Here is a 17,171-nt window from a genome sequence, read left to right on the forward strand (position 1 = left end):
AAGTCGCGTTAGGCAAGGTGGATAGAGCGAGCGCATCCCGAAAGGTGTGAAGCGGCTTTCGGATGAGATGCGCGTCAAAACAAGCAGTCAGAGCGCATCCCTGAATGGCGAGTGTTCTTCCAGGGCGTCCTGAATCTGTTCGACTTCGCGACGTTCATGATCGAGATAGTCGCGTACGGCTTTCCGAAAGCCTTCATGAACAATGTAATGCGCTGAATGGGTGGTTACCGGCACATAACCGCGGGCAATTTTGTGCTCGCCCTGTGCTCCGGCTTCCACGACGCTCAGCTTTCGATCAATCGCAAAATCGATTGCCTGATGATAGCAAACCTCGAAATGCAGGTATGGGTGATCTTCGATGCAGCCCCAATGACGGCCGAAAAGTGTATCACCACCGATGAAGTTGATCGCACCGGCAATGTAATGTCCGTTGCGTTTGGCCATGACGAGCAGAATGTCTCCCGCCATGGTTTCGCCGATCCGCGAAAAGAACTGCCTGTTCAGATAGGGCCGTCCCCATTTGCGGCTACCGGTATCCGTATAAAACGCGAAGAAGTCGTCCCAGACGGATTCCGTGAGGTCGCTGCCGGTCAACCAGTCGATTTCGATACCATCCGACAAGGCTTCACGTCGTTCTTTCTTTAACGCCTTGCGTTTCCGAGATACCAGCTCATTCAGAAAATCATCGTAGCTTTTAAAGCCATTGTTTTTAAAATGAAACTGTTGATCCGTGCGATGAAGAAATCCTGCGCGCTCGAGCGCGGTGATCTCATCTGGCAGTGCAAATGTGACATGCGCTGATGAGACGCCGGATTGATCAGCCAGTTCCCGCAGTCCGCCAGCCAGCGCCAGTCGAACGGTTTCGCTTTCATAGGCGATGTGATTGAGGAGGCGCGGACCGGTGGCCGGTGTGAAAGGCACTGCGGCCTGAAATTTTGGATAGTATCGACCACCGGTGCGCTCGAAAGCATCAGCCCATCCATGGTCGAAGACATATTCTCCCTGACTATGCCCCTTGAGATAGTTCGGCACGGCTCCGATGAGGTGGCCCTGATCATCTTCAAGACGTAAATGGCGCGGAAGCCAGCCCGTTTTTCGTGAAACCGAGCCTGATTCTTCCAGAGCCAGCAGGAAGTTGCGGGTAATGAAGGGATTGTAATGCGCGTCCTGCCGGGATGCTCCGACAAGACTGTTCCATTCGTCTGCCGTGAACTCGCTGATATTCTCAACGACACGGAGAACGAAGCTTTGCTCATTCTGCGGATCTTCGTCGTTCACCGCTATTCCTTTGCCGTTATCGCACATATTTTGCGGTGTTCGGCGTGTTGTCGTCAAGCTACGAGGGCGCGTGGATCAAAGCCTTCGAACGTGATCTGGTCGACATTGAGATCGCTATGTTTCTGCATTTCCCGATCCCGCACTGTCCAGCTGATCACCGGCATTTGTAACTTCTCGCGAACAAAGGTGACGAACGGGTTGGGCAGGTGATGCACATTATAGGAGACGAAGGAGATGCCATGCGCCAGCATGGAGAAATGTCTTTCGAAGTCCTCCCTGCGTGTACCTTCGGCTGTCAGACCGCCAGGAATTCCCGGTGCATCTGCCGCAAAACGGCGGATCAGGTGGTGATCGAAAGACATGATCGCGGCTTCGCCCTTATAGGATGCCAGTTCTTTGGCAACGGTGGCAACCAGACCGTCATCTTTACCTTCGATACCCTTCAGCTCGATAACGAGGGGAACGCGACCATCGACCAGATCAAGCATTTGACGAAGCGTCGGCACATGATCGGCGGTGCCGCCAATCTTCAGTGCGGTGGCTTCCTTCAGTGTCAGATCGCTGATGTAGCCTTCGCGACCGGCGAGACGTTTCAGTTCATCGTCATGAAAGACCACAACGCCGCCGTCAATTGTGAGATGCACATCGCATTCGATAGCGAAACCCGCCTTTACTGCTGCCTCGAACGCTGAAAGAGTGTTTTCCCAGCGCTCTTTATTGAGATCGTGCAATCCGCGATGAGCAACAGGACGCTTCTTGATCCAGTCGATGGAAGTCATGTCAGGCAACCTCGATGATCGCTTCTATTTCAACAGGTGCATTGAGGGGTAGGCTCGCAACACCAACAGCCGAGCGGGCATGTTTGCCAGCGTCGCCGAGAACCGCCACGAGGAGATCGGAGGCGCCATTGGCCACAAGGTGCTGTTCCACGAAATCAGGCGTGGAAGCCACGAAGGCAGTAATCTTCACAATCCGCTTGATGCGGCCAAGGTCACCAAGAGCAGCCTTTGCCTGGGCAAGGATGTTGACAGCACAGGCGCGTGCAGCAGCTTGTCCGTGCGCAACCGTCAGCTCATCACCAATCTGCCCCGTGTGCACAAGCTTGCCGCCTTCCAGCGGAAGCTGGCCAGATGTGAGAAGCAAAGAACCGCTTTGTGCAAAAGGAACGTAGTTTGCGGCGGGTGCTGCGGCCTCTGGGATGGATATACCCAGATTTTTGAGGCGGCTGTCGATCGTGTCGGTCATTGTATTAATCCTTGCTTGCAAAGGTACTTCGCGATCTACCTATAGGCAGAATCGGTGAAGCTTTTGGGAAGGGTGCGTTTTTTGCCTCGCTTCCGCCACGAGTTTTTTTATCATGCTCGTCAACTCATCGGGAGATTCATGTATGCGTTTTTTCAAGAGTGCGGTTGCGGCGAGTGGGACGGCTGCTTGTGTATGGGCCGGATTCGCTGGCGTCGCTCATGCGGCCTCGACGGTAACGTTGGTTCCACATCGCGCAGTCTATGATCTGACCCTGGATCGCGCCGACGAAAAATCGGGGATCAGCGGTTTGACCGGTCGCATGGTCTACGAGTTCAACGGATCTGCGTGTGAAGGCTACACCACCAATTTCCGTTTCGTGACTCGGATCGATATGGAAGAACAGCCGCAGCGTGTGACCGACCAGCAGACGACGACTTTCGAAGGTGCAGACGGAAAGAATTTCCGTTTCGTCAACAAGACCTTCGTGGACAAGGAACTGGTCAAGGAAGTGCGTGGTGACGCGAAACTCGAGGGCGGCAAGACAGTCGTTGAACTGAACAAGCCGAAGGAAAACAAGCTTGACCTCAAGGGAACGCAATTTCCGACCGGACATATGGAAGAGCTGATCGGCAAGGCGGAAGCCGGGCAGAAATTTTACCAGACGTCGCTTTTCGACGCGTCCGAAGATGCCGACCGGGTGGTTGCTACCACCGTTGTCGTCGGCAAGGAGCAGTCTCTGCCGGATGACGAGACCAAGGTCATGGGTAAATTTTCCAAGGATCAGGTCTGGCCGGTGACGATTGCCTATTTCGATGACAAGGAAAAGCAGGACGGCCTGCCGATCTACCGCATTAATTTCAAGCTCTATCGCAATGGCATCACCCGCGACCTCACTATGGACTATGGAGATTTCTCCATGCGCGGGAAGCTTGTGAAGCTTGATGTCTATGACGCGGCAAAACAGACCGCGACCTGCAAATAAGCACGCCGATTGGCGTGTTTGTTCGCCTGTTCAATGCTATATTGTGTAGACGACTTGCAATTTACGGCGTGATCAGTTAACAGCGCGCCTATTCCACACACGGGATTGGGCTTTTGTCGGGAGAAATCCGGCAAAAACCTCCGGTGGCGAGAAATCGCCTCAGCCCGTGGAGGTTAAACCGGAAAAGGAAAATAAAGATGGCATTGCCTGATTTCAGCATGCGCCAGCTTCTGGAAGCTGGTGTTCACTTCGGCCACCAGACCCATCGCTGGAACCCGAAAATGGCACCATACATCTATGGTGACCGTAACAACATCCACATTCTCGATCTGTCCCAGACCGTTCCTCTGCTGCACAATGCGCTGAAGATCGTTTCGGACACGGTTGCTCGCGGCGGTCGCGTTCTGTTCGTCGGCACGAAGCGTCAGGCTTCGGACATCATCGCCGATGCTGCCAACCGTTCGGCACAGTATTACGTCAATGCACGCTGGCTCGGCGGCATGATGACCAACTGGAAGACGATCTCCAACTCGATCCAGCGTCTGCGCAAGCTCGACGAACTTCTGGCTGGCGAAGCTCAGGGCTTCACCAAGAAGGAACGCCTGAACCTTGAGCGTGAGCGTGAAAAGCTCGACCGCGCCCTCGGTGGTATCAAGGACATGGGTTCAGTTCCGGACCTGATGTTCATCATCGACACCAACAAGGAAGCGATTGCTATTCAGGAAGCCAAGCGTCTTGGTATCCCGGTTGTCGCAGTGATCGACTCGAACTGCGATCCAGACCAGATCGACTACCCGATTCCGGGTAACGACGACGCTGCACGCGCTATCGCTCTTTATTGTGATCTGATTGCTCGCGCTGCTCTCGACGGTATTGCCCGTCAGCAGGGCGCAATGGGCATCGACGTCGGTGCGCAGGCTGAAGCTCCGGTTGAGCCAGCCCTCGAAGCTCCGGCTGAAGGCGCTTAATCAGCGTATGATTTCATCCATCCGTCATATCTGCGATAGGGCGGGTGGATAATCTCGTTTCATCCCGGCGCGGGATTGTGATTCCTGAAGTGCAATGCTCAGGGTGATCGCGATCCAGAAACCAAGCGCCGGTTAAAAGTTGGCACACCCACCCGGTGTGCCTTCGCTTTCATGAAAGGCGATATCATGAGCATTTCCGCATCTCTCGTCAAAGAACTCCGCGACCTCACCGGCGCCGGCATGATGGACTGCAAGACAGCACTTGCTGAAACCAATGGCGATATCGAAGCTGCCGTTGACTGGCTGCGTGCCAAGGGTATTGCAAAGGCTGACAAGAAGGCTGGCCGTACGGCGGCCGAAGGTCTGGTTGGCGTTGCAGCTTCCGGCAACAAGGCTGTTGTGGTTGAAGTCAATTCCGAGACCGACTTCGTTGCCCGCAACGATGCTTTCCAAGATCTGGTCCGCAAGATTGCCCAGGCTGCTCTGTCGACCGACGGTTCGACCGAAGCTGTGGCCAACGCCAACGTTGACGGCAAGACCGTTACCGAAACGGCAAAGGACGCTGTTGCCACCATCGGTGAAAACATTGGCTTCCGCCGTTCGGCTGCGCTGACCGTCCCGCAGGGCGTTGTCGCGACCTACATTCACAACGGCGTTGCTGATGGCCTCGGCAAGCTCGGCGTTCTCGTAGCAATCGAAACCGCTGGCGATGCAGAAGCTGCAAACGCATTTGGTCGTCAGGTTGCCATGCACGTTGCTGCAATCAACCCGCTGGCTCTCACTGCCGAGGACGTTGACCCGGCTGCTGCCGAGCGCGAAAAGGCGATTTTCATCGAGCAGGCCCGTGAATCCGGCAAGCCGGACAACATCATCGAAAAGATGATCGAAGGCCGTATGCGCAAGTTCTACGAAGAAGTTGTTCTTCTTTCGCAGGCTTTCGTCATCAATCCTGACCTGACGGTTGCAGCTGCCCTCAAGGAAGCTGAAAAGACCATCGGTGCACCGGCCAAGATCACCGGCTTTGTCCGTGTTGCTCTCGGCGAAGGCATCGAGAAGGAAGAAACCGACTTTGCTGCTGAAGTAGCTGCTGCTGCCAAGGGCTAAGTGGCTCCGTTTTTTCAGCGCATTTTGTTCCGAAAACCGGTTTCCACTTTTCGGAATGCGCTGATTGCCTGAAAAGGCTTTTGATTATGAAGGGCATCGCGTGACAACGCGGTGCCCTTCGTGTATCGGAACCCGAACACAACCACTTGATCACAATCTGCGGAGAGCATCCAATGTCCGGTAAGCCCGCCTACAAACGCGTCCTTTTGAAAGCCTCGGGCGAGGCATTGATGGGCAGTCAGGGCTTTGGCATCGATGTTTCCGTTGCAGACCGTATTGCAAACGACATCAAGCAGGCACGGTCGCTTGGTGTTGAAGTTGGCGTCGTGATCGGCGGTGGCAATATTTTTCGCGGTGTCGCTGTGGCCTCCAAGGGCGGAGACCGCGTCACAGGCGATCACATGGGCATGTTGGCCACGGTCATCAATTCGCTGGCGCTGCGTACTTCCCTGCACAAGATTGGCGTCGATTCTGTCGTGCTCTCGGCCATAGCCATGCCTGAAATCTGTGAGAGCTTCTCGCAGAGACAGGCTACGGCTTACATGGATGAGGGCAAGGTCGTGATCTTTGCTGGTGGCACCGGAAATCCTTTCTTCACGACGGATTCGGCAGCAGCTCTTCGTGCTGCGGAAATTGAAGCGGATGCGCTTTTGAAGGGCACGCAGGTTGACGGAATCTATTCTGCCGACCCGAAGAAGGATCCGAACGCGACGCGTTTTGACAGTTTGACCCACAAAGAAGTTCTCGATCGCGGGCTTGCAGTCATGGATACAGCTGCTGTTGCCCTTGCGCGTGAGAACAACATTCCGATAATAGTCTATTCCATCCATGAAAACGGCGGCTTGGCCGAAATTCTGCAAGGCAAGGGACGCTGCACGATCGTTTCCGATAATTGATCGACCTTTGCTGCGTATCGAAGGAGAAAATGCATGAGTGATGCTTTCGACATCAACGACCTGAAACGCCGCATGGAAGGCGCTATCAATTCTTTGAAGCACGACCTTAACGGTCTGCGCACGGGCCGCGCTTCAGCAAGCTTGCTGGAGCCGATCGTGATAGAGGCCTATGGCTCGACCATGCCGATCAATCAGGTTGCCAATATCACTGTTCCCGAATCGCGTATGCTTTCGGTTTCCGTCTGGGACAAGAGCATGGTGGGCGCTGTGGAACGCGCAATTCGCGATTCCGGCCTCGGTCTCAATCCCATCACCGATGGCACGACGCTGCGCATTCCGCTGCCGGAATTGAACGAACAGCGCCGCAAGGAACTGGTCAAGATCGCGCACCAGTATGCTGAGCAGGGTCGTATCGCTGCCCGTCATGTTCGTCGTGACGGTATGGACACGCTGAAAAAGCTGGAGAAGGACAGCCTCATCAGTCAGGATGATGGCCGCGTTCTGTCTGAAAAAGTGCAGAAGCTGACGGACGAAACCATCGCTGAGATGGATAAGGTCGTTGCAGTGAAAGAAGGGGAGATCATGCAGGTCTAGTACCTGCATGGTTTTCATTGAGGGAGAGCTTCGCCATGTCCGATCCGCGCCACATCGCCATTATCATGGATGGCAATGGCCGTTGGGCGAAGGCGCGCAATTTGCCGCGCAGCGCCGGGCACCGGGCAGGCGTGGAAGCTCTTCGTGAGATTGTGCGGGCGGCCGGGGATCGTGGTCTCGGCTACCTTACATTGTTTGCGTTCTCTTCAGAGAACTGGTCCCGCCCCAGCGGCGAGGTGAACGATCTTCTGGGGTTGCTGAAGATTTTCATCCGACGCGATCTTGCTGAGCTGCACCGCAATAATGTGCGTGTCAGTATTATCGGCGAGCGCGAGGAACTTGCCGCCGATATACGTGCGCTATTAGTCGAAGCGGAAACGCTTACGCGTCGCAATACAGGCCTCAACCTGATCATAGCTTTCAATTACGGTTCCCGCGACGAGATCGTCCGTGCCGTTCGAAGTCTGGCGCGTGATGTCGCTGCCGGACTGCTTGATCCTGCTTCCATTTCCAGTGAACTGGTTTCCGCAAATCTCGATACAGCCGGGATACCCGATCCCGATCTTATCATCCGTACGAGCGGGGAAATGCGCCTGTCGAATTTCCTGCTCTGGCAAGCGGCGTATTCCGAGTTTCTATTCCTGCCCATTCATTGGCCTGATTTCCGCGCGTCTGATCTTGATGCAGCCTATGAGGCTTTTCGCCAGCGCGAGCGTCGGTTTGGCGGCGTTGAAGTGCGCGCCGGACTGGAAGACCGTGAAGAAGAAATCGCATGCCCTTCGACCAAGGGGGCGGCAGTCTAAGGTGGTTCCCGAGAGTTGGGACGACTGAAAATGCTCTAATATGGCGTAAGCCAGTCCGTCGAAAGGTCTCAATGTCCAATCTGCAAACCCGCATCATTACTGCCATTGTCCTCGGTGCAGCCGCCTTGTGGCTGACGTGGGTCGGCGGTTTGGGTTTCACACTGTTTTCGATTGCAATCGGATTGGCCATGTTCCACGAGTGGACGAGCCTGACCGCACCGAAGCAGACAGTGTTCTCACGTGTGTTCGGCTGGGCAGGGCTGGTGCTCACAAGCGTTCTGCTTGTTATGGACCGGAGCGCTTTGCTGACGATTGGCGTTCTGTTGGTGGGCACCCTCATTCTTCTGGCCACGCAATGGCGGACAGGGCGCGGCTGGCCAGCGGCGGGGCTTTTCTATGCAGGTTTCTCCGCCGTTTCGCTTTCACTCCTGCGCGGCGATGAGCCCTTTGGCTTTACTGCGATTGTTTTCCTTTTCGCAGTTGTCTGGTCCACAGATATCGCGGCCTACTTCAATGGCCGGGCACTGGGCGGGCCGAAACTGGCACCGCGCTTTTCACCGAACAAGACATGGTCAGGCGCCATCGGTGGCGCCGCGGCTGCGGTAGCCGGTGGCATTCTGGTTGCCTCACTGGTGGCTGCTCCCGGAAGCTGGCTGGTACCGCTACTCGCATTGCTGCTGTCTGTCGTTTCGCAGATTGGCGACCTTGCAGAATCATGGGTGAAGCGCCAGTTCGGCGCAAAGGACTCTGGCCGTCTTTTGCCGGGGCATGGCGGTGTTCTGGATCGCGTGGACGGGCTTGTCGCTGCTGCCGCACTTTTGTACCTGTTTGGTGCAATTTTTGCAGAACCAGACGTGCCGTCCGCTATATTCTTCAGTTTCTAAGGGTGCGACGGATGAGTTTGTGGGATTGCTCAAAACGCATTCGGTTCTTCGGAAGCCCACTAGCGTTGTGTAAGGAGTAGTGATTTGCAGGAGGCGTTGGCCTTTTTTCTGGGTGGCGAAAGTCTGCTTGTCGGGACCATCATTCCATTCCTCTTTGTTTTGACCGTTGTGGTCTTTGTCCATGAAATGGGCCACTATCTGGTTGCGCGCTGGTGCGGCATTGGCTCACAGGCATTTTCTATCGGCTTCGGACCTGAGCTGATCGGTTTCACGGACAAGCACGGCACGCGGTGGAAGATTTCTGCCATTCCGCTTGGTGGCTATGTCAAATTCATCGGTGACGAGAGCGCCACGAGCTCTCCAGTTGACGTCGATAATGCAAGCCTGAGCGCAGATGAGCAGCGAAGGGCATTCCATACCCAGCCTGTGTGGAAGCGGGCGGCGACCGTCTTTGCTGGTCCTGCTTTCAATATCATTCTGACGATCGTTATCTTCAGTGTCTTCTTCGCGCTCTATGGGCGTCAGATTTCCGATCCGCTCATAGCTGGCGTCCAGCCTGGCAGTCCTGCTGCTGAAGCAGGGTTTGAAGCCGGGGATCGCTTTATCAGCGTTGAGGGCGAAAAGATCACAACTTTTTCCGATGTGCAGCGCATCGTATCCGGACGGGCCGGGGACAAGCTGAACTTCACTGTCGAGCGTGATGGCAAGATGGTGGATTTGCAGGCCGTTCCGGCAATCGTCGAGCGTACGGATCCGCTTGGAAACAAGATCAAGCTTGGCGCCATCGGCGTGGAAACCACTGAAGCTGTCGGTAATTTCCGCCGGATTGAATATGGCCCCCTCGAATCAGTGGGACAAGCTGTCATGGAAACGGGCTACATTATCAGCCGGACAGGAGAGTTCTTTCAGCGTTTTGCGGTTGGGCGTGAGGACAAATGTCAGCTCGGTGGTCCGGTGAAAATCGCCAATATGGCTGGTAAGGCTGCGAGTCAGGGTTTTGACTGGCTCATCCAGCTAATGGCAATGTTGTCGGTTGGTATCGGGCTTTTGAACCTGTTTCCATTGCCTCCATTGGATGGCGGCCATCTGGTTTTCTATGCGGTGGAGGCCATAAAGGGTAGCCCGGTATCTGTTGCGGCGCAGGAAATTTTCTATCGTGTTGGGTTCCTACTTGTTATGGGATTCATGGGGTTCGTACTTTTCAACGACCTGTTTGCCTGCTAGATGACTCTCCGGCTGGCTCAGGTGGTGATCTTGGGGATCGGTGCAGGCTGGAGGGTTCCAGTCAGCTAACCGCTATGATGCGCATCTTCTCTGGCGAGGATCGGGGAAGGTGTTAAACAGAAGTGAAAATTGGGAGTGACTGCTCGAAAAGCTAAGCGATTTGTTTACCATAACGCTCAAATCGCGTGGCGCGGATGCCACGCTGGTTGCTTAAGTAAACAGAATTTAACCGTGACGCTTGCTTGTATGGAAAAACCGGGTATGACGGTTGTATCTGTACGTGCTTTTCTGGGTTAATCGCCCCGGGGACAGAAAGAAACGAAGGTTCGGAAAGCCTATGACGGCAAGTTCTAAATTCTTTGGCGCCGCTTCTGCGCTCGCCATGTCAGTGGCTCTTGTGGCTTCGGGTACTGCTGCACTCTCGCTGGCTTCGGTCAATGTTGCCGAGGCTGCTGTCGTTAGCCGTATCGAGGTACGCGGAAATACACGCGTCGACGCACAGTCCATCCGTGACAATATCGACATTCGTCCGGGCAAGGCCTTCACCAGCGCTGATATTGATGCTGCGGTGAAGCGTCTGTTCGCGATGGGTCTGTTCTCGGATGTTCGCATCAATCAGTCCGGCAGCACGCTCGTCGTGAATGTTTCTGAGCGTTCCGTCGTCAACAACGTCCTTTTCCAGGGCAACAAGAAGATCAAGGATCCTGATCTTACTCGTGCTGTTCAGCTCAAGCCGCGTTCGCCTTACGACGCAGCGACCATGGAGGCTGACGTTGAGGCCATCAAGGGAGCCTATGCACATATCGGGCGCAGCGATGCGACCGTGAATGCACGTACTGTTGATCTTGGTCAGGGGCGTGTGAACGTCGTTTATGAAATCAACGAAGGTTCGCGCACGAAAATCGCAAATGTCGATTTCGTTGGCAATCAGGCATTCGGCTCTCGTCGTTTGCGCGATGTGATCTCGACCAAGCGTTCGAACCCGCTTTCATGGCTGACGCGTAATGACGTATATGACGAAGGGCGTCTTCAGGCTGACGAGGAAACGCTCCGTCGTTTCTATTACAATCGCGGCTATGCGGATTTCCGCGTTATTTCATCGAATGCAGTCCTTGATCCGTCGACAAACGAATACACGATCACCATCACGGTTGATGAAGGTCAGCGCTATACATTCGGCAATGTAAGCGTCGAGAGCAACGTTGATGGCGTTGACGGGCAGGCTCTGGATCATCTGGTCAAGACTCGTTCAGGTAAGCCTTACAGCGCCAAGGAAATCGAAGATTCGGTTCTCGCAGTTACCGAAAATGTTGCCGGTAGCGGTTATGCTTTCGCCAAGGTTGAACCGCGTGGCGATCGTGACTTCGAGAATCATACGATTTCGGTCGTCTATAGCGTTGACGAAGGTCCGCGCGCTTACATTCAGCGCATTGAAATTCGCGGTAACGACAAGACGCGTGACTTCGTGATTCGTCGCGAATTCGACATGAACGAAGGTGATGCTTTCAATCAGGTCATGGTGCAGCGTGCGAAGCGTCGTCTTGAAGCGCTGGACTTCTTCCAGACGGTCAATATCTCGACGGCGCCGGGCTCAGAGCCGGATCAGGTTATTCTTGTCGTTGATGTTGTTGAAAAGTCGACCGGCGAATTCTCGATCGGTGGCGGTTACACGACAGGCGGCGAATCGCCGGGTGCGCAGGTAGAAGCTGCTATTACCGAGCGTAACTTCCTCGGACGCGGCCAGTACATCCGTATCAGCGCCGGTGCCGGTCAGGATGATATGCGCAATTATGGCCTGTCGTTTACGGAGCCATATTTCCTCGGATATCGTCTCTCGGCTGGTTTCGATGTATTCCGTCGTACGTATCGCGTAAACGATGATTACGATGTCGAGCAGACCGGTGGTACGATCCGCTTCGGTCTTCCGATCACGGACAATTTCTCGGCAGGTCTCGCGTATAACCTCGTTCAGGAAAAGTATGACCTGTTCCGTGCGGACGCTGACAACTACTATGCGCCTGCCTTGCTAGAGGCTGCTGAGCATAGTCCGTGGCTGCGTTCGTCGATCAGCTATTCGCTGACCTACAACTCCATCGACGACATGAAGAATCCGCATGACGGTCTTTATGGCAAGTTCACACAGGAGTTCGCAGGTCTTGGCGGCGATGCCAAGTACATCAAGACCACGTTCAAGGGTAACTACTACAAGACGCTTTCTCAGGAAGCCGATATCGTCGGTATGCTGGGCATTGGCGGTGGTTATATCCATGAATTCGGTGATGATGGCGTCCGCATCTTTGATCTGTTCAAGAACAATTCGGACATCATCCGCGGCTTCAAGTTCAATGGTATCGGTCCATATCAGGATGCCGCGAACGGCAAACGCTACTGGATGGGCGGAACGACCTATATCAACGGTACGGCTGAAGTTCAGTTCCCGATGCCGCTCGTTCCTGAAAGCTTGGGTATCCGTGGCGCCTTGTTTGCTGATGCCGCAACGCTTTATGGTAATGACTCCTCGCAGGGCGGTTCGCCAATCTATGGCGACGACAAGAAGCTTCGCGCTTCAGCAGGTATAAGCTTGATGTGGGCTTCGCCGTTCGGTCCTCTGCGTTTTGACTATGCGTTCCCGATCGCGAAGGCTGATACCGACAAGGTTCAGAACTTCAACTTCGGTGTTTCGACCAAGTTCTAATAGATTTGCCTTTTCCCGGGGTATAACAACCCCGGGGAAGAAAGTGTTTTGATGGCAGATCCTGTTTTTTTCGCGCCTTCGCGTAAACTCACGATTGGCGATATCGCAGATTTTACCGGTGCAAGACTTCGTGACCCGAAGCTTGCACCGCGTTCTGTTGCGCGTCTTTCTTCTCTTAAAGATGCTATTGAGGGTTCTCTTGTTTTCGTCGAAGGCAAGAAGAATGCTGACGGTCTCTCATCGATTAATGCTGCTGGCGTTCTATGTAGCGAGGCTGTGGTGGATAGCGTGCCGTCGCACATAGCTGCACTGGTTACCCGCAATCCGCAACGGGACTTTGCATCCGTTGGTCGAATGCTGTTTCCGGCATCCGTCAAACCGGTCAGCTGGTTCGGAGAAACTGGTGTTTCTTCAGCGGCAATTATTCATCCGACAGCACATATTGAGGATGGTGCGACCATCGAGGCCGGCGCAGTTATCGGCAAGGACGTAAGTGTCGGCAGCGGTACGCTGATCGCTTCTACAGCGGTTATCGGTGAAGGCAGCCAGATAGGTCGCAACAGCTATATTGCCCCCGGTGTAACCGTTCAGTGTGCTTTCATCGGCAATCAAGTGTCTCTTCATCCAGGTGTGCGGATTGGGCAGGACGGTTTCGGCTACGTCCCAGGTCCCGCCGGCTTGGAGAAGGTTCCCCAGCTTGGCAGAGTCATCATTCAGGATAATGTCGAGATTGGCGCTAATACGACGATCGACCGTGGTTCGTTGAACGATACCGTCATTGGCGAAGGTACGAAGATCGATAACCTCGTACAGATCGCCCATAATGTGCGGATCGGCCGTTTTTGTATTGTTGCGGCTCATTGCGGCATTTCCGGCAGCTGTGTCATCGGTGACCAGACGATGCTGGGTGGTCGTGTGGGACTTGCCGACCATTTGATTATCGGTTCGCGCGTGCAGATTGCCGCAGCGAGCGGCGTTATGAATGACATACCCGATGGCGAGCGCTGGGGCGGTATTCCCGCTCGGCCTATCAAGCAGTGGTTCCGAGATATCGCGAACATACGTAGCATCGGGCAATCGAGAAAGGAGCAATCCTCTGATGAGTGATGCAAATCAGACCAAGCTGGAAGCAGCAGATATCCAGGATCTTCTGGCAGTGCTGCCGCATCGCTATCCATTTTTGCTGATCGACCGGATTGTTGACATTGACGGCGACGTCTCCGCAACCGGCATCAAGAATGTGACGATCAACGAGCCGCATTTCACCGGACATTTCCCTGAAAAGCCGATTATGCCGGGCGTATTGATTGTCGAAGCCATGGCACAGACGGCGGGCGCTATTTCTCTGCTTCAGCGCAAAACCGGGCGCCCTGGCGTGGTCTATTTCATGACTATAGATAATGCCAAATTCCGTCGCCCGGTCATACCGGGAGATCGACTTTTGCTTCACGTAAAGAAGATCAAGCAACGCGCAAATATCTCGAAATACGAATGCATTGCCGAAGTCGATGGTGTAAAGGTTGCGGAAGCTGAAGTCGCTGCCATGATCAGTACAGCTGAAGAAAGCCAGTGAGCATATCAATGAAAGAAACATTTATTCACCCCACCGCTCTTGTTGAGCAGGGTGTGGAACTGGGGCAGGGTGTGTCTGTCGGCCCCTTCTGTCACATTCAGTCTGGCGCCGTCATAGGCGACAATTCGGAATTGATGAGTCATGTAGTGGTGACTGGTGCAACGACACTTGGCACAGGTGGAAAGGTTTATCCGCACGCTGTTCTGGGTTGCGACCCGCAGAACAACAAGCATAAGGGCGGCCCAACGAAGCTGAACATTGGCGCAAATTGCCTGATCCGCGAAGGCGTGACCATGCACAAGGGGTCAGACAGCGCACGTGGTTACACTTCGGTTGGCGACAACTGTTCGTTCCTGGCTTACGCGCATGTGGCACATGATTGTGACATTGGCGACTACGTCACCTTCTCCAACAATGTGATGATTGGTGGCCACACGACAATCGGACATCACGCTATTCTGGGTGGTGGTGCCGCTATTCATCAGTTTGTGCGCGTTGGGCATCACGCTTTCGTTGGCGGCATGGCTGCGGTTGTAAGCGATCTTATCCCGTACGGCATGGCGATTGGCGTGCACGCTCATCTCGGTGGATTGAACATCGTCGGCATGAAGCGTTCCGGTATGGAACGCAAAGAGATTCATAATCTCCGTCATGCAGTTCGGATGCTGTTTGATCGCACAAAGCCCATTCGGGATCGTGCAAAGGACGTTCTGACTGCGATACCGGATTCTCCGGCTGTGATTGACATGATCGACTTCATCAATGTCGATACCAAACGTGCCTACTGTACACCTCCGCTCGATGCGGTCCATGGTGGGGCCGGGCATGACAGCGGCGAAGATTGAGCAAATACCGCGTCTTGCAGATGATGCGGGACGCGTTGCAATTATCGCCGGTAATGGCCTGCTGCCGATCAGTGTGGCGGAGGCCCTTGAGGCTGCGGAGAAGAAGCCATTCCTCGTACCGTTGCGAGGGGAGGCTGATCCGGTACTCTACAAGTACGAGCATCAGGAAATCTCCATCGTAGAGTTTGCAAAGCTCGTGCGGTCCATGAAGGCTGCCGGTGTGGATCGCGTTGTCCTCGCTGGTGGCGTGACAAGCAGGCCCCATGTCAGTGATCTGAAGTTTGACTGGCCTACTCTGCGCGCAGTGCCTTACGTTTTACGTGCGCTGGGACAAGGCGATGATGCTCTTTTACGTGCATTTATCGGTCTGCTGGAGTCCTTCGGTTTCAAAGTTGTCGGGGCTCACGATGTTGTTCCGAATTTACTTTCCCCATCGCCAGCTCAAATTTTGACGCGAAATGCACCGGACGCGCGAGAACGTCATAATCTTGAACTTGCAATGGAATCTGCGCTTCGTCTGGGTGATCTGGATGTCGGGCAGGGTGCTGTTGCGGTTGGCGGACGTGTCGTTGCGCTCGAAGGGGCGGAAGGCACAGATCAAATGATAGAGCGTGTGCGCGAGTTACGTGCAGCTGGCCGCATACCTCGGCGTGGCGGTGTTCTCGTCAAGATGGCGAAGCCGCGACAGGACGAAAGAGCAGACCTTCCGACTATCGGAATTTCTACGATTGATAATGCCGTAAAAGCGGGATTATCAGGAATAGCTGTTGAGGCAGGCAGGACATTCATTCTAGGCTTCGGTGAAACCATCGCGGCGGCCAATGCAGAAGGCCTTTTCATAGAGACGGTCAGTCGCGAGAAAAAGGATATCAAGAAGTGAACACCACCAGCCGGCCATTGAAAATAGCAATAGTGGCCGGTGAAGAATCCGGTGATCTTCTAGGTGCCGACCTTATTGATGCGTTGCGGAGCCAGACAGACCAGTTGGTTGATATCATCGGTGTCGGTGGTGATCACCTTGCAGCCCGGGGAATGAAGTCTTTTTTTGATCCGCACGAGATTGCGCTTATGGGGCTGGGCGCAATTCTGAAGAACTTACCGGGTCTAATGCGACGTATTGGCCAGACCGCTAGAAGCATCATCGCTGAGAAACCGGATTGCGTACTTCTGATTGACAGTCCGGAGTTTACACATCGCGTTGCCAAGAAGATCAGGGCTGCAAATCCATCGATTCCCATCGTGAAGTATATCGCACCAAGCGTGTGGGCCTGGCGGTCGCAACGCGCACGGGCGATGAAAGCCTATTTCGACCATGTGTTGACTATTCTTCCATTTGAGGTGGAGGTCATGCAGCGGTTAAGCGGGCCGAGTGCCACTTATGTCGGACATCGCCTTTCTAGTTATGAACCGATACTGCGGGCACGGGCTGAACAAAAAACTCTGGAAGCGCGACGGACTGTTGAGTCCCGAAAAACATTGCTCGTTCTGCCGGGGTCTCGTCGGACTGAAATCCAGATGCTCATGGAACCGTTCGGGCAGGCTGTTGGTGAATTAGCTGCCCGGGTCGACAAGCTTGACGTCGTTCTGCCGACACTGCCACGCATTGAGGAAATGGTTCGCGATCTTTCAAAGGACTGGGCTGTCAAACCGCTTATTGTGCTGGGTGATGAGGAAAAGTGGAAAGCTTTTTCTAAAGCCGATGCGGCGCTTGCCGCTTCAGGGACGGTTTCGCTGGAGCTGGCTCTATCGCGCATTCCAAGCGTGCTTTCCTATAAGGCGGACTGGTTCGCACGCAAGTTTCTGATGCCCAAGATCACGATCTGGAGCGCTGCCTTGCCAAATATCATCGCCGACGAGCCGGTCGTTCCTGAGTATTTTAATGAGTTTGTCCGTCCGGGAATGCTTGCACGCAACCTTGAACGGTTGATGCGGCCTGGATCGGCACGTCAGGCGCAGCTGGACGGATTTGATAAAGTTGCGTTGATCATGGCGACGGAGCAACCCTCCGGCGAGATCGGGGCGCGCGTCATTCTGGAACTGGCAGGCAATTCCAAGAGCTGATTTTGACTGTAGATTGAAT

At 54.4% G+C, this 17,171-nt stretch carries 17 protein-coding genes; 14 read left to right on the plus strand and 3 right to left on the minus strand.

Annotated features, from left to right (window positions below):
* Positions 1-87 precede the first annotated feature (87 nt).
* The 3 genes from OANT_RS10510 to OANT_RS10520 are packed head-to-tail and all read right to left on the minus strand — an operon-like array spanning position 88 to position 2,523.
* Positions 88-1,278, minus strand: a complete 1,191-nt coding sequence (locus OANT_RS10510) for a GNAT family N-acetyltransferase (RefSeq protein ID WP_040130120.1) — start codon at positions 1,276-1,278, stop codon at positions 88-90.
* Between the two features lie 53 nt (positions 1,279-1,331).
* Positions 1,332-2,057, minus strand: coding sequence for a glycerophosphodiester phosphodiesterase (locus OANT_RS10515; protein ID WP_012091952.1), 726 nt, complete (start codon positions 2,055-2,057; stop codon positions 1,332-1,334).
* A 1-nt stretch (position 2,058) separates the two neighbouring features.
* Positions 2,059-2,523: a RidA family protein gene (locus OANT_RS10520; RefSeq protein WP_006471616.1), complete on the minus strand. Its 465-nt coding sequence runs from the start codon at positions 2,521-2,523 to the stop codon at positions 2,059-2,061.
* Positions 2,524-2,665: 142 nt separating this feature from the next.
* Here OANT_RS10520 and eipB point away from each other — a divergent pair, with 142 nt between their 5' ends.
* From eipB to lpxB, 14 genes are all read left to right on the plus strand, one after another.
* Positions 2,666-3,505, plus strand: a complete 840-nt coding sequence (gene eipB, locus OANT_RS10525; RefSeq protein WP_010659975.1) for a cell envelope integrity protein EipB — start codon at positions 2,666-2,668, stop codon at positions 3,503-3,505.
* Positions 3,506-3,702: 197 nt separating this feature from the next.
* Complete coding sequence (gene rpsB / locus OANT_RS10530) at positions 3,703-4,473, plus strand: 30S ribosomal protein S2 (protein WP_010659976.1); 771 nt, start codon at positions 3,703-3,705, stop codon at positions 4,471-4,473.
* Between the two features lie 186 nt (positions 4,474-4,659).
* Positions 4,660-5,577, plus strand: a complete 918-nt coding sequence (gene tsf / locus OANT_RS10535) for a translation elongation factor Ts (RefSeq protein ID WP_036578226.1) — start codon at positions 4,660-4,662, stop codon at positions 5,575-5,577.
* A gap of 173 nt (positions 5,578-5,750) precedes the next feature.
* Positions 5,751-6,473 (plus strand): UMP kinase, encoded by a 723-nt coding sequence (gene pyrH, locus OANT_RS10540; protein WP_010659978.1) that lies wholly within the window; start codon positions 5,751-5,753, stop codon positions 6,471-6,473.
* Between the two features lie 33 nt (positions 6,474-6,506).
* Positions 6,507-7,067 (plus strand): ribosome recycling factor, encoded by a 561-nt coding sequence (gene frr, locus OANT_RS10545; protein ID WP_010659979.1) that lies wholly within the window; start codon positions 6,507-6,509, stop codon positions 7,065-7,067.
* 35 nt (positions 7,068-7,102) lie between these two features.
* On the plus strand, positions 7,103-7,870 hold the full coding sequence (locus OANT_RS10550) for an isoprenyl transferase (RefSeq protein WP_010659980.1): 768 nt from the start codon (positions 7,103-7,105) through the stop codon (positions 7,868-7,870).
* A gap of 71 nt (positions 7,871-7,941) precedes the next feature.
* Entirely contained in the window at positions 7,942-8,754 is an 813-nt protein-coding gene (locus OANT_RS10555) for a phosphatidate cytidylyltransferase (RefSeq protein WP_012091954.1), read from the plus strand.
* Between the two features lie 84 nt (positions 8,755-8,838).
* Positions 8,839-9,978, plus strand: a complete 1,140-nt coding sequence (gene rseP, locus OANT_RS10560) for an RIP metalloprotease RseP (protein WP_012091955.1) — start codon at positions 8,839-8,841, stop codon at positions 9,976-9,978.
* Positions 9,979-10,315: 337 nt separating this feature from the next.
* Positions 10,316-12,673 carry an outer membrane protein assembly factor BamA gene (bamA, locus tag OANT_RS10565; protein WP_010659983.1) on the plus strand — a complete coding sequence of 786 codons (2,358 nt, stop codon included), beginning with the start codon at positions 10,316-10,318 and terminating at the stop codon, positions 12,671-12,673.
* Between the two features lie 51 nt (positions 12,674-12,724).
* A complete protein-coding gene (gene lpxD, locus OANT_RS10570) occupies positions 12,725-13,780 on the plus strand; it encodes a UDP-3-O-(3-hydroxymyristoyl)glucosamine N-acyltransferase (RefSeq protein ID WP_040129256.1) in 1,056 nt (351 codons plus the stop codon).
* On the plus strand, positions 13,773-14,246 hold the full coding sequence (gene fabZ / locus OANT_RS10575; protein WP_010659985.1) for a 3-hydroxyacyl-ACP dehydratase FabZ: 474 nt from the start codon (positions 13,773-13,775) through the stop codon (positions 14,244-14,246). The genes lpxD and fabZ overlap by 8 nt, the downstream gene beginning before the upstream one ends.
* Before the next feature lie 8 nt (positions 14,247-14,254).
* On the plus strand, positions 14,255-15,091 hold the full coding sequence (gene lpxA, locus OANT_RS10580) for an acyl-ACP--UDP-N-acetylglucosamine O-acyltransferase (RefSeq protein WP_012091957.1): 837 nt from the start codon (positions 14,255-14,257) through the stop codon (positions 15,089-15,091).
* Positions 15,072-15,971, plus strand: coding sequence for an LpxI family protein (locus OANT_RS10585; RefSeq protein WP_012091958.1), 900 nt, complete (start codon positions 15,072-15,074; stop codon positions 15,969-15,971). Before lpxA ends, OANT_RS10585 begins: the two co-directional genes overlap by 20 nt.
* On the plus strand, positions 15,968-17,152 hold the full coding sequence (gene lpxB, locus OANT_RS10590) for a lipid-A-disaccharide synthase (protein WP_012091959.1): 1,185 nt from the start codon (positions 15,968-15,970) through the stop codon (positions 17,150-17,152). Before OANT_RS10585 ends, lpxB begins: the two co-directional genes overlap by 4 nt.
* The last annotated feature ends 19 nt before the right edge of the window (positions 17,153-17,171 follow it).

Source organism: Brucella anthropi ATCC 49188, assembly GCF_000017405.1.
Taxonomy (GTDB): domain Bacteria; phylum Pseudomonadota; class Alphaproteobacteria; order Rhizobiales; family Rhizobiaceae; genus Brucella; species Brucella anthropi.